The organism is Psychrosphaera algicola, from assembly GCF_028401425.1.
GTDB lineage: Bacteria > Pseudomonadota > Gammaproteobacteria > Enterobacterales > Alteromonadaceae > Psychrosphaera > Psychrosphaera algicola.
This window is the reverse complement of the sequence record NZ_JAQOMS010000002.1, coordinates 120,425-140,311: the sequence shown is the minus strand read 5'-3', so window position 1 is coordinate 140,311 and position 19,887 is coordinate 120,425. Positions and strand designations below refer to the sequence as shown.

24 protein-coding genes and 1 pseudogene are annotated in these 19,887 nt (G+C 39.8%); 18 read left to right on the top strand and 7 right to left on the bottom strand.

The features are described from left to right. Positions 1-310 precede the first annotated feature (310 nt). The 4 genes from PN838_RS00735 to PN838_RS00720 are packed head-to-tail and all read left to right on the top strand — an operon-like array spanning position 311 to position 3,753. Positions 311-547 (top strand): hypothetical protein, encoded by a 237-nt coding sequence (locus PN838_RS00735; protein ID WP_272179461.1) that lies wholly within the window; start codon positions 311-313, stop codon positions 545-547. Positions 548-591: 44 nt separating this feature from the next. After that, complete coding sequence (locus PN838_RS00730; RefSeq protein ID WP_272179460.1) at positions 592-3,087, top strand: diguanylate cyclase; 2,496 nt, start codon at positions 592-594, stop codon at positions 3,085-3,087. After that, positions 2,991-3,215 carry an EAL domain-containing protein gene (locus PN838_RS00725; RefSeq protein WP_334313463.1) on the top strand — a complete coding sequence of 75 codons (225 nt, stop codon included), beginning with the start codon at positions 2,991-2,993 and terminating at the stop codon, positions 3,213-3,215. The genes PN838_RS00730 and PN838_RS00725 overlap by 97 nt, the downstream gene beginning before the upstream one ends. 13 nt (positions 3,216-3,228) lie before the next feature. Beyond that, positions 3,229-3,753, top strand: a complete 525-nt coding sequence (locus PN838_RS00720) for an EAL domain-containing protein (RefSeq protein WP_334313462.1) — start codon at positions 3,229-3,231, stop codon at positions 3,751-3,753. Here the strand turns inward: PN838_RS00720 and PN838_RS00715 are convergent. Next, positions 3,715-4,077: a hypothetical protein gene (locus PN838_RS00715; RefSeq protein ID WP_272179459.1), complete on the bottom strand. Its 363-nt coding sequence runs from the start codon at positions 4,075-4,077 to the stop codon at positions 3,715-3,717. The genes PN838_RS00720 and PN838_RS00715 overlap by 39 nt on opposite strands. Before the next feature lie 124 nt (positions 4,078-4,201). Then, positions 4,202-4,627 carry an Rrf2 family transcriptional regulator gene (locus PN838_RS00710; RefSeq protein WP_272179458.1) on the bottom strand — a complete coding sequence of 142 codons (426 nt, stop codon included), beginning with the start codon at positions 4,625-4,627 and terminating at the stop codon, positions 4,202-4,204. 113 nt (positions 4,628-4,740) lie between these two features. On the opposite strand from PN838_RS00710, the pseudogene PN838_RS00700 reads away from it, so the two are divergent. The 3 genes and pseudogenes from PN838_RS00700 (at position 4,741) to PN838_RS00690 (ending at position 7,925) form a co-directional block, all read left to right on the top strand. Beyond that, positions 4,741-5,942: pseudogene (locus PN838_RS00700) on the top strand (NnrS family protein). Between the two features lie 325 nt (positions 5,943-6,267). Then, positions 6,268-6,885, top strand: coding sequence for a helix-turn-helix transcriptional regulator (locus PN838_RS00695; protein ID WP_272179455.1), 618 nt, complete (start codon positions 6,268-6,270; stop codon positions 6,883-6,885). Positions 6,886-6,992: 107 nt separating this feature from the next. Beyond that, entirely contained in the window at positions 6,993-7,925 is a 933-nt protein-coding gene (locus tag PN838_RS00690; protein WP_272179454.1) for a DMT family transporter, read from the top strand. Between the two features lie 181 nt (positions 7,926-8,106). On the opposite strand, the gene PN838_RS00685 is transcribed toward PN838_RS00690, so the two are convergent. After that, a complete protein-coding gene (locus tag PN838_RS00685; RefSeq protein WP_272179453.1) occupies positions 8,107-8,343 on the bottom strand; it encodes a hypothetical protein in 237 nt (78 codons plus the stop codon). Positions 8,344-8,759: 416 nt separating this feature from the next. Here PN838_RS00685 and PN838_RS00680 point away from each other — a divergent pair, with 416 nt between their 5' ends. The 9 genes from PN838_RS00680 to PN838_RS00640 all read left to right on the top strand — a co-directional run bounded on the left by PN838_RS00680 (position 8,760) and on the right by PN838_RS00640 (position 15,046). Next, the gene (locus tag PN838_RS00680; protein WP_272179452.1) at positions 8,760-9,011 is read left to right on the top strand and encodes a hypothetical protein; all 252 of its coding nucleotides are present in this window, start codon (positions 8,760-8,762) and stop codon (positions 9,009-9,011) included. Then, positions 8,977-10,053 (top strand): glycoside hydrolase family 2 protein, encoded by a 1,077-nt coding sequence (locus PN838_RS00675; protein WP_272179451.1) that lies wholly within the window; start codon positions 8,977-8,979, stop codon positions 10,051-10,053. The genes PN838_RS00680 and PN838_RS00675 overlap by 35 nt, the downstream gene beginning before the upstream one ends. Next, the gene (locus PN838_RS00670; RefSeq protein WP_272179450.1) at positions 9,996-10,325 is read left to right on the top strand and encodes a glycoside hydrolase family 2 TIM barrel-domain containing protein; all 330 of its coding nucleotides are present in this window, start codon (positions 9,996-9,998) and stop codon (positions 10,323-10,325) included. Before PN838_RS00675 ends, PN838_RS00670 begins: the two co-directional genes overlap by 58 nt. Before the next feature lie 177 nt (positions 10,326-10,502). Further along, positions 10,503-11,471: a fibronectin type III domain-containing protein gene (locus PN838_RS00665; protein WP_272179449.1), complete on the top strand. Its 969-nt coding sequence runs from the start codon at positions 10,503-10,505 to the stop codon at positions 11,469-11,471. Positions 11,472-11,967: 496 nt separating this feature from the next. Further along, positions 11,968-12,465 carry an alpha-L-fucosidase gene (locus tag PN838_RS00660; protein ID WP_272179448.1) on the top strand — a complete coding sequence of 166 codons (498 nt, stop codon included), beginning with the start codon at positions 11,968-11,970 and terminating at the stop codon, positions 12,463-12,465. A gap of 92 nt (positions 12,466-12,557) precedes the next feature. Next, the gene (locus tag PN838_RS00655) at positions 12,558-12,731 is read left to right on the top strand and encodes a hypothetical protein (RefSeq protein ID WP_272179447.1); all 174 of its coding nucleotides are present in this window, start codon (positions 12,558-12,560) and stop codon (positions 12,729-12,731) included. A gap of 245 nt (positions 12,732-12,976) precedes the next feature. Continuing rightward, on the top strand, positions 12,977-13,495 hold the full coding sequence (locus PN838_RS00650) for an alpha-L-fucosidase (protein WP_272179446.1): 519 nt from the start codon (positions 12,977-12,979) through the stop codon (positions 13,493-13,495). A gap of 184 nt (positions 13,496-13,679) precedes the next feature. Then, entirely contained in the window at positions 13,680-14,606 is a 927-nt protein-coding gene (locus PN838_RS00645; protein WP_272179445.1) for a sulfatase-like hydrolase/transferase, read from the top strand. Further along, positions 14,594-15,046, top strand: a complete 453-nt coding sequence (locus PN838_RS00640; protein ID WP_272179444.1) for a sulfatase family protein — start codon at positions 14,594-14,596, stop codon at positions 15,044-15,046. The genes PN838_RS00645 and PN838_RS00640 overlap by 13 nt, the downstream gene beginning before the upstream one ends. On the opposite strand, the gene PN838_RS00635 is transcribed toward PN838_RS00640, so the two are convergent. Both PN838_RS00635 and PN838_RS00630 read right to left on the bottom strand, forming a co-directional pair. Beyond that, positions 15,033-15,767 carry a transposase gene (locus tag PN838_RS00635; protein WP_334313461.1) on the bottom strand — a complete coding sequence of 245 codons (735 nt, stop codon included), beginning with the start codon at positions 15,765-15,767 and terminating at the stop codon, positions 15,033-15,035. The two genes, PN838_RS00640 and PN838_RS00635, sit on opposite strands and share 14 nt — an antisense overlap. Before the next feature lie 106 nt (positions 15,768-15,873). Further along, the gene (locus PN838_RS00630; protein ID WP_272179443.1) at positions 15,874-16,515 is read right to left on the bottom strand and encodes a hypothetical protein; all 642 of its coding nucleotides are present in this window, start codon (positions 16,513-16,515) and stop codon (positions 15,874-15,876) included. Positions 16,516-16,837: 322 nt separating this feature from the next. Between PN838_RS00630 and PN838_RS00625 the strand changes: the two genes are divergently transcribed. After that, complete coding sequence (locus PN838_RS00625; protein WP_272179442.1) at positions 16,838-17,203, top strand: DUF2306 domain-containing protein; 366 nt, start codon at positions 16,838-16,840, stop codon at positions 17,201-17,203. A gap of 214 nt (positions 17,204-17,417) precedes the next feature. On the opposite strand, the gene PN838_RS00620 is transcribed toward PN838_RS00625, so the two are convergent. Next, positions 17,418-17,831 carry a MoaF-related domain-containing protein gene (locus PN838_RS00620; RefSeq protein WP_272179441.1) on the bottom strand — a complete coding sequence of 138 codons (414 nt, stop codon included), beginning with the start codon at positions 17,829-17,831 and terminating at the stop codon, positions 17,418-17,420. Positions 17,832-17,963: 132 nt separating this feature from the next. Further along, positions 17,964-18,632, bottom strand: coding sequence for an outer membrane protein (locus PN838_RS00615; protein ID WP_272182476.1), 669 nt, complete (start codon positions 18,630-18,632; stop codon positions 17,964-17,966). A gap of 221 nt (positions 18,633-18,853) precedes the next feature. Between PN838_RS00615 and PN838_RS00610 the strand changes: the two genes are divergently transcribed. Beyond that, positions 18,854-19,714, top strand: coding sequence for a LysR family transcriptional regulator (locus tag PN838_RS00610; protein ID WP_272179440.1), 861 nt, complete (start codon positions 18,854-18,856; stop codon positions 19,712-19,714). The last annotated feature ends 173 nt before the right edge of the window (positions 19,715-19,887 follow it).

The window sequence follows — 19,887 nt, the reverse complement described above, 5'->3', positions numbered from 1 at the left end:
GCGCTCCTATACCCTTGCCTTAGTGGGAATTTAAAGAGCTCCCGAAAGTTGCCAGAAACTCCACCTTAGCTATAATTACCGTCATATCTTTATGAATACACGACACTTTTTTAAATCAGCAACTCTGACCCCATGCTATTCGTAGCTAAAGGCAAGTGGCAGGTTTATTGCTCTTTACAAGTTCAGTGACACGTTATTTATAATAACCAGTATATTCAAATTTATTGTAATAAATAACAAATACCTATAAATCAATACCTTGCATTTAGTTAATCAGATTTTAAGCCCTAATTAGCGTAAAGGAGTTAAAGTGACAATTGATACATTATGGTTAATGTTCGGCACCATTTTGGTGCTTATCATGCAGGCAGGTTTCCTCTGTTTTGAATCTGGGCTTACCAGAACAAAAAACTCTATTAACGTCGCTATGAAAAATTTAGCCGATCTGGTTGTCACTTTTATGGTGTGGTGGGCTATCGGATTTGGACTTGCGTTTGGTGATTCATGGGGTGGCACATTAGGCACTAATTATTTTTTGTTACTATAGATCAAAACACCCCTGAATTAGGCAGTTTCTTCTTATTTCAAGCAATGTTCTGTGCCACCGCTATTACAATTGTATCTGGCGCTGTAGCAGAACGAACTCGGTTTTTAGCCTACTTGTTTATTGCCGTCATCGTCGCATCCCTTATTTACCCAATATTTACCCACCTGACTTGGGGAGGAGCTTTAGGCGGAGATAAAGGTTATTTAGGCAACATAGGTTTTGTCGATTTCGCCGGTTCCACAGTAGTGCACAGTTTAGGCGGTTGGGCATCTTTAGCCGCGGTTATCATCATTGGGCCTAGAACCGGAGTTTTTGAAAAAGGCCGTCAGCATATTTCAGCAAGTAACTTAACCCTAGCTACCTTAGCCATTATTTTGTTTATTATTGGCTGGATCGGTTTTAACGCAGGAAGTACCTTAAAGTTTAACAACTTAGTGCCAACTATTATTGTAAATACTATTATGGCGGCCATGGCCGGCGGTATCAGCAGCTATTTACTTAGCTCGTTCGCGAAAAACCCTAATGTTCAAACGAGCGTTGCGCCATTAAATGGCATAATTGCGGGATTAGTATCTATAACGGCGGGCTGCCATGCCGTCGGGCAACCTGCGGCCATTGTCATCGGTGCCGTAGGCGGCGTTATCGTCTATTACGGTTCGGCCTTGTTAGTTCATTACAAAATAGACGATGCCATTGATGCGATTCCGGCTCATCTATTTGCTGGCATTTGGGGCACAATTGCTGTTGCGCTATTTTCTGACTTAGAGTTATTAGGAACCGGATTGTCTCGCTCGGAGCAGTTTCAAGCGCAACTAATAGGCATACTAATTTGTGCCGTTTGGACCTTCTCTATTACTTGGATACTATTAAAACTTATTAGTCGATTTTATCGACTACGAGTCACGCCTGAGGAAGAATATGTAGGGCTGAACGTTTCAGAGCATGACGCTCGAACAGACTTAGTTGACTTCTTATTGTCCGTAAATGACGCTAATGTTGATGAAGATTTGTCGAAGCGTCTACCGGTTGAGCCGTTTACCGAAGTAGGCCAAATAGCCCAAAAATACAATCAATTAATGGAACGCGCTGAAGATGCGGTTCAAAAAACCAAAAACATTATTAAAGATGTTCAAGCTGGTATTCTTACGTTAAACAAAGACGCTCAGGTAATAAATGCAAATCCAGCTGCTAAAGCAATTTTTGGTATCTCCGATAGCCATCACTTCCCTATTCCCTTTGAACAATTAATTACCCCACAAAAAGCTCTCGCTTTACCACAACAGGTTAACATCACCCATCTGCCCTGGGTGGCCGTTTTCGACACCATCGAAGAGATATTTGTTGAAGGTGAACTTACCACAACAAAAGAACCGATCTTCCTTAATATGACGGCGTCTGCCAGTAGCCACAGTGAAGATGAAACCATTTGTTTCGTACACGACATCACTTTACAAAAAATTGCCGAAAACGATTTATTCCAAGAAAAAGAAAAAGCCAATAAAACGCTAGATTCGATTGGTGACGGGGTTATTTCAACTTCACCTAGTGGCAACGTACAGTACATTAACCGTACCGCAGCCAAACTCACTGGCTGGTTAGACAAAGACGCCATAGGTAAACCACTACATCGAGTGTTTTGTGCTGTTGATAAAATCACTGATCATCCAAACGATCAATTAATCACAAATATAAATCAAAATCGCAAAACCATTATTACTCAAAAAAGCCAATTGCTATTTAGTCGTAGTGACGATGTATACGCCATTCGTTATACCGCCTCCCCTATTTTTGATAAGGAAAATAAGCTAACTGGCATTGTTATTGTGTTCCGGGACATCACTCAGTCTCAACAAATACAGTCAAAATTAAACCATCAGGCAACCCACGACCCGCTTACCGACTTGTTTAATCGCCGAGAGTTTGACATTCGCCTACAACAAATTGTTGATGACGTGCAAAGCCAGCCTAAATCTGGTGTCGAACATAGTTTAATATTTATCGATTTAGATGAGTTTAAGTTTGTTAACGATATTTGCGGCCATGCCGCGGGTGATACGTTATTAAAAGAAGTCAGTAGCATTATGAATGAGACAATTCGTCATCAAGACACTCTAGCGCGTTTAGGTGGGGATGAATTTGCCATTATACTAAATGACTGCCCAATTGAGCGAAGCTTAGTCATTGCGGAAAAAATTAAACTAAATATATCCCAGTACAAATACAAACAAGATAAAAAAGAGTTTGGTGTCACCACGAGTATTGGTGTTGCAGAAATAAATGCACAAACCACTAATGTACAAGATGTGTTGATACAAGCAGATTCTGCGTGTTACACCTCTAAGAAGCGCGGTAAAAACCAAGTCTCTGTATTTAAAAAACCGATGCTGAAATCGAACAAATTAGCGGCGACGCGCATTGGGCTGGTCGATTACAAGAAGCGGTTATTCAAGAAAATGGGTTTGAGCTCTTTTTCCAACTCATTACGCCGTCGACGAGTCATACAAAGGGGCAAAAACCACCTCTGCATTTTGAAATTCTAATCCGAATGAAAGAAGCTGACGGCTTAATAATACCGCCAAGTGCCTTTTTACCGGCGGCTGAACGTTATGGTTTAATTCATCGTATTGACTCTTGGGTCATTTGCCACACGTTTGCCTTAGCTAAATAAGCAAAGAAAAACTCTGGCAGGCCATAAAATAAAATGCGCGATAAATTTGTCCGGCAAATCCATAGATAAAACCGAAATTATTGAAGAGATAGAAATTTATCAAAAGGAATTTAATATTAATCCAGCCGATATTTGCTTTGAAATAACTGAAACCGCCGCTATAGGAAGCATATCCAAGGCGTCTGCTTTCATTGAACGATTGCGTGCTGAAGGATTTAAATTTGCACTAGACGACTTTGGCGCGGGCTTATCTTCTTTTAACTATCTCAAAAACCTTCCCGTCAATTATCTAAAGATTGATGGCAGTTTTATCAGGAACGTAGACAACGACCCGCTCGATCAGGCTATGGTCAAGTCTATGGCAGACATTGGCAAGACCCTAGGCATTGAAACCGTCGCTGAATTTGTCACCTCAGAAGCCATCGCAGATTACCTAATAGATGTCGGTGTCGACTACTTACAAGGCTTCCATTTTCATAAACCAGAACCCTTAAACAATTTAGTGCATATTGTAAGACGAGATCAGATAGGAAAGTGACATGGATTTATCAACCACGTTAATGTAATTATCTTTATTGTTGATATAAGCCAATAAATCTGGATTAAATGCGTCCTTATTTGGCCAATATACTATTTCGACTTCTGGTTCGGATTGAGAGATTTCTGTTTTTAACTGCTGCCTTAGCAAAAAAACCAAATCAACACTTTTATATAAATAGGTCAGTGTAAGGCCCTGAAGCAAGGCAATAATAGCGATAGATATTCGAGATAGCTGAGTGCCGTAATAGGCAGTCTCTTCTTGTTTTAAATGGCTATTACCCGCAATATCATGGCCAGAAAATGAAGAATGTACTTTAGTCATATTAACAACTCCTTGTGTACTTTTAACTAAATTGGCTTTGTTTAAAAAGGGGTTTTATTAGGAACTATGTTTACCACATTATATCGTTCATCGTTATTTGGGAAGTGCTATAAGTACACGACCTCTACACCAAAATTCGCAATAATGGCTTTTGCTCTTCAAGTAACAGATCAGACAAATAATATGCCTGTAAACTGGTCACAAAGGCTTGCGTGGCGTCTGCAAATATTCCTTTAAGTTTACACGCTGGCGAAATACAACATGGCGGTTTATCACATTCCACGACCCGCATGGTATTTTCTAATAACAGCACCATATCACCAATATTAATTTGCTCTGGAGCTTGGTTTAAAAACATGCCCCCGCCTTTTCCCCTTTGTGTTTGAATAACTTTTGCTTTGCCTAATTGATGAACAATTTTATTCAAATTATTTCGAGAAATCCCGTACGTTTGACTAATTTCATCGATGCTCGCCTTATGTCCAGCGGGCAGCAAAGCTAGATAGATTAGAGTTCGTAAGCCATAGTCTGTATATCGTGTAAGTTGCATTAGGATGACCTTGATTTATTTGCCCTATGATTGACACAATTAAATGATACATTTAATATGCACCTTTTAAAAGATACATATTATATGTATCTTAAATCAATTGGACTGCAACAATGAATATTTCTGATCTGAGTGTAGAACAAAACATCCCTGCGATTTGGCGACAAGCGTTTAGGCCGTTATTTTTAATCGGGACTTTATTTGCCATTGTTTCAATGGCGCTTTGGGCATTGTTTTTAAATGGAAATATTTCATTATCACCTTATGGCGGACCGCTTTTTGGCATGCACATGAAATGTTGTTTGGGTTTGTCGCCGCCATTATCGTCGGCTTTTTACTTACAGCAGTGCAAAACTGGACGGGATTACGTGCAACACATGGAAAGCCGCTAGCAGCTCTTGTGACATTATGGCTTGCAGGTCGCATTTTGATCTTAACCAATATATCGCCCTTTCCATGGTTAACAGCTCTAGTCGACATTAGCTTTTTAGTAGTTTCAGCCGTCTTTATGGGCCAGTTAGTATTTAAAGTGAAGCAATACCGCAACATGATATTTTTACCGGTGCTTCTGCTCTTGGTCATAGGAAATTCGCTCACTCACTTATCCGTATTAAACCAGAACCCAGCGTTTTACATTTGGGGAGCGCATAGTACCGTAATGACGATCACCTTAATCATCACAATTATTGCTGGCCGCGTATTACCTATGTTTACCGCTAATGGTACACAGACTGAAAAAGTACCTAATTTAGCCAATCTCGAAACCGCAGTAATTGGTTCTACGTTATTTTTGGCTTTATTGTATCTAACCAATTTATCCTCAACCTTACCAAACATGGTCACGGCACTTGTATTCGTTTTTGCGGCCTGTAGCCATGCAATTAGAGCAATGCGTTGGCGACCACAGGTAACTTTGGGTACGCCTCTTGTTTGGTCATTACACTTATCTTATTGGTTTATACCCGTTAGCTTTGGATTATTTGCCTTGCATAAAGCAGGCGTAAACATAACAGCGTCTACCGCTTTACACGGATTAACGGCAGGTGCGATTAGCTCTATAATATTAGCGATGGTAGCGAGAATTTCATTAGGTCATACCGGCAGAACATTAACGCCCCACTGGGTAATGAAGTATGCTTTTATGTTAATTGTTTTTGCGGCAATAAGTCGAATTTGCGCCCAGCATTTACAAGCTAACATTAGTATAAACATCTATCTCATTGCCGCAGGATGTTGGATCTTAGCTTATCTGAGTTATGTCATATTTTACTGGAAAATTTTAACTAGCCCTCGACCTGACGGCCGCCCAGGATAATGAAAGGATAACGTCCGGATAATGCTCGAATAGCGGTAATCAAAGAGAATATAAGCTGCAAATAGCTAAACAGCATGTTCTCAACACCGGATCTAGATGTGGCTAAATACCCTTCTAGTTACGGCTATACATTCTAAAATAGTTAATTATAAAACGAATGTTTTACTTTAGTTCTCAATCTTTTAATATGGAAATTCAACTATCATCAGGCTGCGTTTACCGTTTTCTATCATTATGAAAAATCACCTTTCAATAAGGTCCTACAGTACTAAACCTGTGCGTCATACTCACCAATTTAACCAATTGGTTTTAGCCACTGCGTGGCGTGATTAGCATTGACGTAGGCTACTTTAATGGCAAAGTATCGCCTTATGAGTGTGTCGTGGTTAAAGCTAACGAGTCGCATTTATTTACCGCAAATTCTGAAGCCCGTTTTGTTGTCGCAGATATCGACCAACTACCAGACAATATTGCAGCGTCGCAAATTAAAGTATTCGCAATTAGTACACCACTTGTTAAATATTTAAGTTTTATTGAAAGCCAGCTTGAAAACAAAATTAACAATCAATTAGAGCAGACTATGTCTGATATGTTTTGCTTGTTACTTGCCGAACAAACTCTATTACCGAAATTAGATAACCGTATTAACAAAGCCATAGCTTTTATTACTAACAACATTGCAAGCCCCCTCACGATTACCTGTTTAGCGCAAACCGCTTATTTAAGTGAAACCCAATTTAAAAAGTTGTTCAAACAACAAACATCTATGACCGTAATGAACTATGTAACTAAAGTTCGAATGGAAAAAGCCCAGGCGTTATTAACTCACACCGACTACCCCATGCAAATTGTTGGTGAAATGGTAGGTTACAACGAGCTTTCAGCATTTAGCCGAAAATTTTCTCAATACTTTGGTTTGTCCCCCACCAAGTTTAAAAAATAACGAAGTCGTAATTGCTAACCAATGCGTCCGAATGGTTAAAACAAATGGTTTATTCAGACTTATGATTTGTGCTGTATTTTTTACTTTCATTACTTTTAGGTCATTACGTGAATAGACAACACACAAGCTTTACTGGAATTTTAGCCATTATTATCGCCAGCTTTTTGTGGGGCACAACGGGCACGGTCGCTAGCTATTCACCAGACACTAGTCCTTTAGCAATTGGCGCCTTTTCAATGGGTATTGGTGGCCTATTACTTGTCATTAATGCCCACAAAAACCTCTTAATTGACGCTAAGCTGATGTTTAATCAACCTATCGTATTACTTTTTGGTGCAGCCTGCGTGGCAATTTACCCGTTGGCTTTTTACACGTCGATGCGGCTGACTGGCGTTGCTATTGGTACCGTTGTTTCTATTGCAACTGCTCCGTTTTTTGCAGCTATCCTAGACCGTCTGATAAGTAAAAAACATATCACTAAACAATGGTTAATAAGCTTTATTATGGGAGCCGTTGGCATCGCACTTTTAACCTTAGGCCGCGCAAAAAATGAGACTTTGCAGACAAGTGACTTTAGTCAATTGATAGGGATAATATTGGGTTGCATTGCCGGTCTAACTTACGCAGGCTATTCTTGGGCAGCTAGACGTTTAATTGAAACAGGTGCAAAGTCTCAATCGGCGATGTCGGGTCTATTTGGACTTGCCTCTTTAGTACTTTTACCTTCATTGTGGTTTACCGGAGATAACCTATTTGCCAGCGCAACCAATATTTCAGTTGCACTTTATATGGCTATTATTCCAATGTTTTTAGGATATGTATTATTTGGGTATGGATTAACCTTTATTGATGCGAGTAAAGCAACCTTGATTACTTTGATAGAACCTTTAGTCGCGACAATATTGGCCGTCAGTATTTTAGGCGAGCAGTTTAACGCCATCGGCTGGATAGGTGCGCTTTTAGTTACTTTGTGTTTATTAATGCAGACTCTTAAAACTAAAAAACACCAAACATTGAACGCTCAAAACCTGTATTCCTGACACCAATAGTGAAAACAAAAGGATAAGCGCTGACAGCCAGCAATATAATATCGGCGTCTGCCAGCGCTTGTCTTTACATTTGGGTATGGTTACCTTTTACGTTCTAAACGTGTTCGCTATTACTTTAATACCGTGACATGACCGCGGTGTTTTCCTTTTGTTTTAGCCGCCGTATTTGTGATCACACACTTCGTTTCTCTTTTTCGAGCGTCACACACTTATAATAAACATCAAAAAATGAGTCTACTGGTTTAGTTTTACCGTCCCTACTGGAAAGCCAACTGCGAACAGCGACACTAGACGAATAGCTCACGCTTCCATCTTCCATGCCTCTGTGGGACGACGAACTCATCGATACCACTTTAGTTTCAACAGGCTTAACCCCTGAACCAGGCGTGACGACTCGACTAGAGACCATCAGTTGGGGCGCCTCACTGGCTGTGTCATAAGTTACGTCAAAAAAGACGTCAAAAAAGAATCGGCGATGACAGGACTGGCGAATACAATCGACAGACATAGAGTTGTGATTTTACATATAGATTTACGCATAGCGACACCTTTAAAGTAAGTTAACTCAAATTAAGTTTAGTTGCTTTTTAAAAGCTTGCATTGGCTTTGACAAATATCATTGTAAACCACCGATGTTTAGCAACTTAATCTAGGCAAAAGGCAACAACCTGCGAATGTATTTTTGGATTTGATGTTTCTCTACGAGATATTATTACGTTTTTGCACTTGGTAATTGTTACATATAATACGACACCAAAATTTAACATAGAAAGCGATTAACAATACCTTCAGCGCTAAGTTCAGTTAATAAATCAGGACAAAAATATGAGTTCATCTTTATCTACCCGATCTAAATATTGGGCATTATTTTCACTGTCTCTAATGTACTTCTCATGTTTGACTCATGCCGAATTTATTGTCGATGGCCCTGGACATCAAGTCACCGACGGGAGAACAACGATATCATTAAATGGGCAATGGAAATTTGCCACGGATGTTAAAAATAATGGTGTGTCATTAGGATTTAAAAACGAAAAGTTTAATGACAAAAAATGGGACACAATTGACGTACCTTAGCAGTTGGAGTTTATACGACAATTATGCCAATTATGTCGGTGACGCTTGGTATCGGCGCACTGTTAACAAACCGAGTTATACAGATGATGAACGTGTCTTATTAAGGTTTGAGGCCGCTTATTACGACACCGATGTGTGGTTTAATGGTCATTTCCTTGGTAATCATAAAGGCGGCTATACCCCGTTTGAGTTTGACGTTACTGAGTTATTGCAACAAACCAATACAATTGCGGTTAGGAATGATAATACCTATAGCGTTGGTGCTTGGTATTATTGGGGAGGTCTGACCCGAGATGTAAGTTTAATTGTCGATTCTGCGGTGAGAATTGTTCGTCAAAAGTTTGTTGCTGAGCCTGACTTAATTAGTGGGCAGGCACACATCAAGACCGAAGTAACAATTGAAAACATGTCAAAAACGGACCGCACCGTACAAATATCTGGTGACTTCTCTGATCTTAACGATAATAGAGCGACTGCGGTTCCGTTTACCACTCAATTTGACCAATCAAATTCAATAGACATACCCGCTGGCCAAACACGCTCCCTGAGCCTTTCCGCGACACTTAATGCCAGTCAATACAAACTTTGGCATTTTGATCACCCCAATTTATATCGCAGTAATGTACAAATTAGCCCCGGCAACTATAGAGTCTCTGATCGCGTAGGCATTCGTAAAATTGAACTGCGTGGGACTGACTTCGTATTAAATGGTGAAAAGGTAAGGTTGAACGGTTATAACCGAGTTTCTGATGACCGAGCACATGGTTCAGTAGAACCCCTGCATGTTATCCGTCGAGATATGGATCGAATGAAAGCGGCTGGGGCCAATTTATCTCGAATTATGCATTATGGGCAACACCCTGCACTGCTCGATTATGCCGATGAAAAAGGCATGCTGTTAACGGTCGAAGTTCCCGTTTGGGGAAAAAAGCGGATCTGTCTATCGCAAGTAACGCGCAAGTCTACAAAGATATCGATGAATTATTGCAACGAGATTGGAATCACGCCTCGATATTTGCATGGTCGGTCGCCAACGAAATAAAAAGCAGCAATGACACCGGCAGAACGTTTGTTCGTACCATGATGGATTATATTCGCAATCAACATGACACAACTCGGTTTCTAACGTTTTCAACCAATAATGACGTTGTTCCCGCCGAAGCATCACAGTACACGGATTTTGTAAGCCGAAACAGTTATCAAAATTTCGAAAAAAATCACTGCAAAGCCATAAGTCATTCCCAAACAAGCCCGTTTTCATCTCAGAATATAGCCCCGATGGATTTGTCTACCCTACCTCTAGAGAAAGGTTAAATCACACAACTGGCGCTGATGGTATTATTAAAAAATACCAAAAACAGCCCTAGGTTATGGGCACATCTGTGTGGGCATATAATGATTATCGTTCGACTTATAGAGGAACATCGACCAATGGTTTCAGAGGTTGGGGTTTACAAAATGCCTTAGGGATTTAAAAATGCATACTTCCAGATGCAAAAAGCAATGTCAGCCGTACAAGGGCTAACAGCGGTTTCAACCGATACAGGAACCCAAGTCACCTTTAATGCCAAATCCCTCGAAGAACTACCTGCATTCGCCTTAAAAGGCTACAAAATAGTGGTGCAAGGCATCGATAAAAAAGGCCAAGTGCTTGGTGGAAAAGTCGAAAATTTGCAAGACATAATCCCCGGAAGTGGTCAATATAATATAAATATTCAATGGCACAAAAATGGCCTAAACCTAGTTACAGAACGGGTTAGTCTATTAACTCCCACTGGCTACGAAGTAGATGTTACCCGCGTACCTGTTGCCAAACCTAGTACGCCATATGTGCGCCAGATCATCGCCTCAAGTAATTCGATTCGGGTAATATTTGACCATGTATCCGGAGCTAACCAATACGAATTGAGTTTAATAGATGGCAATTTGCTGGATGGGAAGCTAAAAGAAAGCACTGTTCACGTAACCACTAAACAAGAGACCTTTCTTGAAATATCAGGGTTAAAACCTAATCAGCCATATACGTTTAGATTAAAAGCAACAAATTCAGTTGGCGCTACACAGTCAAAGATCACGACTCATACCTTAGTAACCAAAACTGAAATGGCTCCAATCATCCAAGCCGCGATCCCTGTTTCAAACGATTTGATGGTTGGTTTTATTGGTGGCGAACTTCAGACATCTTGGGATATAGAAGTTGCCAGCGCTTCTGATGAACACATAATTAAACGTCAAAACACAACAGTGAAAGGCGCATCACGAGTACGAGGCTTACCTACAAATATCAAACAAAAAGTTCGTGTGCGTGGCGTTAATGAGTCAGGCGATAAAACCGTTTGGTCCCAGTGGTTGTATTTTACCATCGCGGATAAAAACACCAAACCACAACCTCCTGAACTTAAAGGTGTACTTGCTGGTGAAAACGCCGTTGCGCTTGTAATATCGCCCCCCTCAAGCTGAATATTACACAGTTAAACTCGAAGGCAATGACCATGAAGTTATTAAAAAACTGAAGTTTAGTGCTGTCGACCTTTTGCTAATTGATGGCCTTGCAGATACCAAAATCGACAAAATTTCCATCAGTGTGACAACACCAACCGGAACTTCCGATTTCGCACCGACTTCATGGGGTCAGAGTCGCTGATCGACTTCATGGGGTCAGAGTCGCTGATAGTAAAATTTTAAATCAGCGACGCTGTCCCCACTGGTTTAGGTTTAGGTTTAGGTTTAGGTTTAGGTTTAGGTTTAATTTTACGGATTTACAATTAACCTTTTGTTTATATAGGTAACTTAGCTATCAGGTGCTCTTAATGGAATATTGTAAACCTAAACATTGGCTCAAATACACTGCGGTTCTTTTGGCTTTCGGAACCGCTTTGAGCGGCTGTGCCCCACAAAAAAGTACTTTAATGAGCCACAAAAACCCTATGATGGCAGCTGGGAGTCTTTACAAGAAATGCCTGTCCCTAAATGGTTTGATGATGGGAAAATAGGAATTTTCATTCATTGGGGGCCGTATAGTGTTGTAGGTGCCAAAAAAGGAGACAGAGGCTACGCTGAGCATTTTCCACGTCTAATGTATGACGAACCGGATTATTATTACCCGCTATTGGAACAACGTTTTGGTGCTCATCCTCCTGAGTTTGGTTACAAAGACATCATCGATCATTTTAAAGCCGAAAATTGGGATCCTGACCAATGGGCTTCATTGTTTAAGGATGTCGGCGCGACTTATGTTGTATTTACCGCAGAACATCATGACGGTTGGGCGAACTGGGATTCAGATTTAACACCGTGGAATGCAATGGATAAAGGGCCGAATCGTGACTTGGTTGGAGATTTAGGAAAAGCTTTAAGAAAACAAGGTTTAAAATACGCACCATCAACGCATCGCGAACGCTTACCTAACCACTTTAATTTGCGAGAACCAGGGGAAAGACAAAGTTTACTGTAAATGGTGTTAGACGATCTGATATAGCTGAAGAGATCAGGCTTAATCCTGAAGCGGCCTTATTATATGGACCAACATCTTACTCAAAAGAGTTTGTGGATGACTATGTTGCAAGGTGGAAAGAAATTCAGGCGAAATATGACCCTGACTTTTTATGGATGGATGATTATCCAATTTTAACCCGCGATGGTAATAAGTCTAATTTATCTCGTAATAACACGAATCCGCCGCCACCAGAGTTCTCGACCAGAAGTTCAGTATTTTTATGATCAAGTGCGATTAATGATCACTGACTTTATGAACGAAGCTGCGGCAAAAGGTAAGCAGGTTTACCTCAATAATAAAGGGGTAACCCGAATTTTCCAGCGGGCGTTGGCGCATACGAAAAAGACAATTTGAGACTAAAAAGCATAGGCCCAAAATGGCAAAGTTGTACTACTTTTGGCACTTCTTTTGGCTATCTTGCAGCTGAAGAAAGAGAAGATTACCCATTTAAGAAAAATCAGATAAAGAAGTGATCCATGAAATGATAGAAATTATCAGTCGTAATGGTAACTTCTTAATTAATATTGGGCCAAAAGCTGACGGTACGATCCCTAGTTGGCAAGTTCAACGTTTAAAAAATATGGGCACTTGGTTAAAGATCAACGGTGAAGCAATTTATGGTAGCCGTTATTGGAAACATACAGAGCAGAAAAAAGACAAATTGTACTTTACCGTTAAAGGTAATGACCTATTTGCTATTGCTGCGGAGCAACCAAATCACCCATTCACCATAAAAGGTACAAAAGGTTGGGCTGATTCTACCGTCAAACGCGTATCATTATTGGGATCTTCGAAACAAATAAAATGGCATTTAAATGGAAAAGGGTTGGTTATTGAGCCACCAAAAGATTTTGGTGAAAGCGAACATGCGTGGGTATTTAAGATTGAAACTGTAAATAATCAATTTGTACGTTCATCGTTGGATAAAGGCGTTGAAAGTATAAAAGATAATGAGATTCATTCCAAAGATTCAACAGATTACAATTAAACAACAAATGAACATTGATACCAACATACCGCGAGGGGTCAGTAATTGGCCCCTGACGATTTAATTATATTTAATATAGGGCGTTTCACGGCCATTAGGGTCCTCACTTGTCAGCCGATGTCTATAGCGCAAGAAAATCAGCGACTCTGACCCCACTGGTCGAACTTTGAAAGGAAATGAACGAATGAAAACCATATTAATAATCATTGCTAGTTTACTGTCAATTGCACAAACAAGCGCACAAGACATACAACCGGGTAAAACGAACATCATTATTATTATGGCCGATGATTTAGGCTACGGTGACTTAGGCAGTTATAACGGAAAACAAAAAACACCGAACTTAGATCAGTTAGCCAAAGAAGGTATGCGTTTTACCGATTTTCATTCAAGCGGCACAGTTTGTAGCCCAACTCGCGCCGGACTTATTACAGGCCGTTATCAACATAGATCTACTGTAGATGGGGTAGTAAACGCAGATCCTAAACATCCATCACATAGTTTTGGTGTTGATCCTAAAAGCCAAATAACGTTTCCAAATTTAGTTAAATCTCAAGGTTACAAAACTGCATTGATCGGTAAATGGCATATTGGCTATGAGCAACGCTATCACCCAATGAATTTTGGTTTTGACCGTTTTGTTGGTTTTTTATCTGGAAATATTGATTACATTTCACATTATGACCGCCAGAGTACGTTTGATTGGTGGCACAACAATGAACAAGTTAAAGAAGAAGGATACTCCACTCATCTTATTACGAAACACGCAACCGACTTCATTAACGCCAATAAAGAAAAACCGTTTGTATTATACGTTGCTCACGAGGCTGTACATGATCCCATGCAAGGCCCGAATTCACGTATACAACGAGGGCCTAATAAACAAAAACAAGATAAGAACATTAAGGCCAGTGACGTTTATAAAGAAGTCCTAACAGAGTTAGATATCAGTGTTGGAAAAATTGTCGAAACAGTTAAACGTGCAGGTATTAGTCACAATACGTTAATTTTATTTACGTCAGATAATGGACCAATGTCGCTGTCTTCAGCCGGTGTATTACGCGGTAAAAAGGGAGTTTATTTGAAGGTGGTCACAGAGTGCCTACGATAGCTTGGTGGCCAAATAAAATTGAACAAAACACAGTTAACAACCAGTTAGCTACAACGTTAGATATTATGCCAACGATCTTATCGTTATCGGGCGCTAGTGTGCCTAAAGATCATCAACTAGACGGGATTGATCTTATTCCTACCTTTCTTGGGCAACAAGAAACAAAACGTGAATTGTTTTGGCGCAACGGTGGTTTAACGGTTAAAGCGACGAGCTTATTAACTAAAGATAAAAGTAAAGCAATGCGATCTGGAAAATGGAAATTGGTAGTAAGCCCTTATTATAAAAAGTCGCAATTATATGATTTATCTAAAGATATTTCTGAACAGCATAATATCGCTAAGGACCACCCCGATTTAGTAAAAGAAATGACGACAAAGGTAAAAGCATGGGAAGACAAAATCATTCCGTATTTACCCTACAAAATCATCTCAAAATAAGACCAATGGGGTCAGAGTCGCTGATATTCTCCCCTTGTCTGTCCCTAAATTTTTTAGACTTTCTATCACCTCCCTTGGGCATTGGCGATGCCCTTCTTCCCGTTAACTGTTCCACCTGTTCTTTAAATTTATCATTGCCCAATACCCATGCTTTATCCGTAGAGTCTCTAATTTCAGCCAGTGACTTTTCTGGGATCTCGGAATTAAAAAGGAAGCGATAACGCTCTTGCCTTTGTTCGCTATTGCTGCCCAAAGCCAAGTAAGTTATATGCTCAGTCAGCATCTGAATTTGTTTGCCAACGGCGTTTTGTTGGTAACTTGACCATGGATAATCTGCAGGGTGACTAACAATATTGGCTCTTACGGGATTAAGCTCAATATAACGGCTAACTAATAAGAAGTAATTCTCAGAGTCAACCAGAGTCGACTTATAACGTCCTTCCCACAGCGTGCCTGTTCGTTTATGTACATGATTAAAGTAGCGAACATAATAGCTCCCCAAAGATTGCATTAATTGGCTAATGCCTTTCTCTGTCGTTGGTGTCAATAATAGGTGAACATGATTAGTCATCAAAACAAATGCATGGACCTGCACTTTGTATTCTTCTGCGTAGAGTCTAAGTTTTTCTAAATAAGCGACATAATCATTACGTGTGACAAACGTAACTTGTCTATTATTTCCCTTTGCACCACATGTTGCGGAACATTTGCTAAATTTAATCTTAGCATCCGTGCCATAAATAATAACCTTTAATAATAAGTACGAATGTTAAGCCTAGCCGCTATCCTTCAAAAATCAACGAAGCTATTCTGAGCACATAGGTCTGCTATTCGCATTTATTTGTTGTGAGCATCTTTAAGTCTCGGTCGTTGGCTTCTTCAATAATGTCTATGTCTTCTAAAAACATGATGTACCCTTCTTGATTATCAACCTGAATAAATACATCAACTTCAAGCTCATCGAAGCCAGAAAAGTCACCAAAACATTGTGACTGCGTTGATATACCAAATGAACCACGTGGTTTTATGCCATTAGCTTTGTATTTTCGAACCAACGCCAGCGTGTCGGACATAGTTTGTGCATCTTCATCCGATAGACTCAATATTGTTAAACGCTCATCATCCCCAATGTCGTCTAACAAAATTGGCGCAAAACCCTTTTTATTTTCAGGTAAAACACGAACATTCATTTTTAATGCAATGTCCAGAGGACCAAACTCATCGAGTTGCGATTTAGAGATACCGCTCGCTTTTTCCATTCCCTTGCTTTGAACATCCATACTAATTTGCACTGCGCCGCTTTGGATATTGATGGCTTCATTTGTGCGAATTGCGACTTTTAGCTCATGGGGTTTTATATCAAGAGGCGAAAATTGACTCATTTTATACATGGTGCTAATCGGCATGCTCATGCATCCGTTCAAAATAAATGTTACTGCTGCGGTAAATATTAATGCTTTGATTTTCATAAACATCCTTGCTTTAAATGGGTTTCAATTGAGTAAAATGACTTTCAATAAAATAAAATGGTTGTCAATAAAGTAGTGTGTAGACTGACAGCGTGACCATAAGTTCGCCAGTGATGACATTAAATTTACGCAAGGCGATAACGGTTGCTCATTAACTTTGCACTTTCGGCTACAATTTTTAGAGCGTCGACAACAAGCGGTTCTGGATAGCAAGAACAGAACGACTTAAATTCGTGGTCCTTATTGTCAGTAATATCAGAACGTATTGAATGTAAAAGAGTAATCGTTTAATCTAATTTTAAACAAAAATGGATGACATATTTTGACATACATACAACTCGCATATTTACATCTAGCCACTGTAGTACCGGCTTTCTTTCTCGGGACATACATTTTATTTATTCGCAAAGGAACGCCAAAACACAAAATGTTAGGAAAGCTTTATGTGAGTTTTATGCTTGCAACCGCATTTATTACTCTGTTTATGCCAGCCGTTGTCGGCCCTACAATTTTAAACCACTTCGGGTTTATTCACTTATTAAGTGTCCTCGTGTTTGTAACCGTTCCATTAGCTATTTTAGCAATTCGAAAAGGCGATGTGGGTGCGCATAAAAGACATATGCTTGGCATGTATGTGGGCGCGCTATTAATAGCTGGCAGCTTAGCTATGATGCTTAAGGACGGATGATGCACACTTGGTTATTTACGTAAAGTTACGGCCAGTTAGAATAACATCACTGATGTTCTATTCACGTTATTCTCGATTATTATTTGCTTAAAATACAAAAACTAAAACCTCATTCCTCGAGGGTATATAGTTAGCCGCGCCTAGGCGATATTTAGCGCAGCTAACACAATACTGAAGAGGTTATTACTTTCAGCGTCTCTGACCCCTTGGTCGATCATTTTTCAACTAACACTAAATTTTCAATAATACCGCCATCAAAAACCGTAAATTGATTTTTTGAGCCAAAACGAGCGATTCCAGAAGAGTACATAACACTGCTATCGAAGTTAAATACCAAGGTAATATAGTCTGGATTCTCGGCTTCTAACCAACTCACCATATACATTTTATGGCCTATTTTACGTGACTTATAGGTAAGATCTTTATTACCATTACCTTTGCGAGGGCCAGTGATCCATTCATATTTAAGCTTACCGTTATAAAACTCCATGTGAATACCACTACCTGATTGATAGTGGTAATTCATAGAGCTACCGTCTAATAGGTGTTCCAAGTTTTTGTCTGCTGCATATGTACCAACACTGATAAACATAAAAGCTGATACAAAGATAACCATTAATTTTTTCATTTTATTTCTCTATGCTGTTTACTCAAACTTAATAAATATTTGTACTGTGATTTTATGTACATCTATCTATTACTTATGCGTTTAAACCTGTTAAAAATGCCCATATAGAACTAACCTAGGCATTATCAATATTTAAAGCTTAATGCGAATACCAATCATCATCTCATGGGCCGCCGCATCGTCTATTTTAAAACCATCGGTAAAAGAGTCTTGCCCAGTTTTTACCTCACCAAATGTCGCAAACTGATATTCGCCGTACAAAGAAACATTTTGCGATAACGCATAGTTGGCACCAAAACCGGCATTCCAAGAAAACTCACTTGATTCATCATCTGCATAGGCGTCGTAATAACCATCTACCGAGCCATCATAAGCGTCATACGCAGCCACACCAGCCCCACCGAGGCGAGCAGAATAACTATTATCAGCAATACCAAGCCCCACTTTTACATAAGGGGTAAAGGCCGTGTCATTAGCAAAATCATAAAATGCTTCTACAGTAAACGTCGCGCTCTTAAGTTTGCCATTGACAATATATTCTTCGCCGTCACGAGAGCCACTTCCTAACTTACTATCACTAAAACTTCCATCACGCTTGCCAACGCGGCCTTCTAGGCGATAATTCTGATTAAATATATAACCAAAACCAATACTGCCAACGGTGCCGTCACCATTGTCGAAAGCTCCCGGAAATTCGCTATCTACAGCAATATTGTTACCGTAAGGTTCAACATCGCTAGCTTGCTCACTTACACCTAACTGACCTGATACGTAAAACCAGCGGCTTGAGCGGTACTTGATCCAGCTAAAGCCAATGCGATGCCTAAAACGAGTTGATGGTGATAATTTTTCATAAAACCTCCTAGAAGTAATTTGTTTGCAACCAAAATGAACAATTCATTTGGTTTGCTTATAAGGGAAAATCTAGGGGTAATATATCCTGTACAAATTAGCCTGAATATATAGAATAATTGTATTTTATAATTCGGAATTCCAGACCAGTGATAAATTATTTAAAACATATGGCTATTTTTGCCATCGTCGTAGATGAGGGTTCGTTTCGCGCTGCGGCTAAAAACCTTGGCTTAGCACCATCTCGTGTCAGTGAAACGGTTTCTGATCTTGAGAAGTTCCTGAACGTAACTTTATTAAACCGAACAACACGAAAGCTTGCTTTGACCAATGAAGGCCGCAAGTTCTATAGCCATGTCGTTGATATCACGAGAAATGCGGAAGCAGGTTTAAACGAACTACAAACGTTATCCCAAAAACATATTGGCGAGCTAAAAATTTCTCTACCGGCGTTTTTAACTTCTTCTGTTATTTCTAATGCCATTGCCAAGTTTGCTCTTCAAAACCCGCAGGTATCATTATCGCTAAGTTATACTGATCAACGCATGGACATGCTAGACGAAGGACTCGACCTCAGTATTCGGGTCGGCTGGTTAGAAGATAGCTCGATGATGTCGCGAAAAATAGGTCAAAGTAAGCGTCTACTTGTGGCAAGTAAATCCTATGTGGCTGCGCGCCCCTCTCCTAATCACCCATCAGACCTAACAGATTGGGATTGGATACGCTTTCAAATGCGAACCAATACGATCGAGTTTACAGGGACAACTGGTGAAAAAGTGACGATAAGCGAAAACTCCCGTATTAGTGCGAACAGTGCTAATGCTTTGTCTTATTTTACGGGCCAACATTTAGGTTTAACAATTCTACCCGAGCATGTAGTTGCAGAGCAGTTGAAAACAGGTGAGTTTGTACATGTACTGCCGCAATGGGAATTAAAATCAATGGGCTATTACGCTATTTGGCCAGACAAATCGCGCCGCGAAAATTTAACATTAATGCTTGTACGTTTTCTTGCAGAACACTGCCAATAGGATTTTACACAAAAAGAAAACCTAAATTTAAATTATACAACCTAATAACTAATGCATTAGTTTAAATATCACAGCGATATCTTTAATATAGACCAACGCGATCCAACCAAACGGATCATTGGAGCATAACTGACCTATGACTGGATCATAGTATCGTGCCTGCATTTAAACTA

Bases quoted from the DNA above. Each gene is read 5' to 3' on its own strand.
- PN838_RS00730 (WP_272179460.1), top strand. From the start codon at position 592: ATGTTCTGTGCCACCGCTATTACAATTGTATCTGGCGCTGTAGCAGAA.
- PN838_RS00660 (WP_272179448.1), top strand. From the start codon at position 11,968: ATGCCTGTCCCTAAATGGTTTGATGATGGGAAAATAGGAATTTTCATT.
- PN838_RS00610 (WP_272179440.1), top strand. From the start codon at position 18,854: ATGGCTATTTTTGCCATCGTCGTAGATGAGGGTTCGTTTCGCGCTGCG.
- PN838_RS00680 (WP_272179452.1), top strand. From the start codon at position 8,760: ATGAGTTCATCTTTATCTACCCGATCTAAATATTGGGCATTATTTTCA.
- PN838_RS00715 (WP_272179459.1), bottom strand. From the start codon at position 4,077: ATGACTAAAGTACATTCTTCATTTTCTGGCCATGATATTGCGGGTAAT.
- PN838_RS00685 (WP_272179453.1), bottom strand. From the start codon at position 8,343: ATGGTCTCTAGTCGAGTCGTCACGCCTGGTTCAGGGGTTAAGCCTGTT.
- PN838_RS00675 (WP_272179451.1), top strand. From the start codon at position 8,977: ATGACAAAAAATGGGACACAATTGACGTACCTTAGCAGTTGGAGTTTA.
- PN838_RS00630 (WP_272179443.1), bottom strand. From the start codon at position 16,515: ATGAAAATCAAAGCATTAATATTTACCGCAGCAGTAACATTTATTTTG.
- PN838_RS00620 (WP_272179441.1), bottom strand. From the start codon at position 17,831: ATGAAAAAATTAATGGTTATCTTTGTATCAGCTTTTATGTTTATCAGT.
- PN838_RS00710 (WP_272179458.1), bottom strand. From the start codon at position 4,627: ATGCAACTTACACGATATACAGACTATGGCTTACGAACTCTAATCTAT.
- PN838_RS00645 (WP_272179445.1), top strand. From the start codon at position 13,680: ATGAAAACCATATTAATAATCATTGCTAGTTTACTGTCAATTGCACAA.
- PN838_RS00665 (WP_272179449.1), top strand. From the start codon at position 10,503: ATGCAAAAAGCAATGTCAGCCGTACAAGGGCTAACAGCGGTTTCAACC.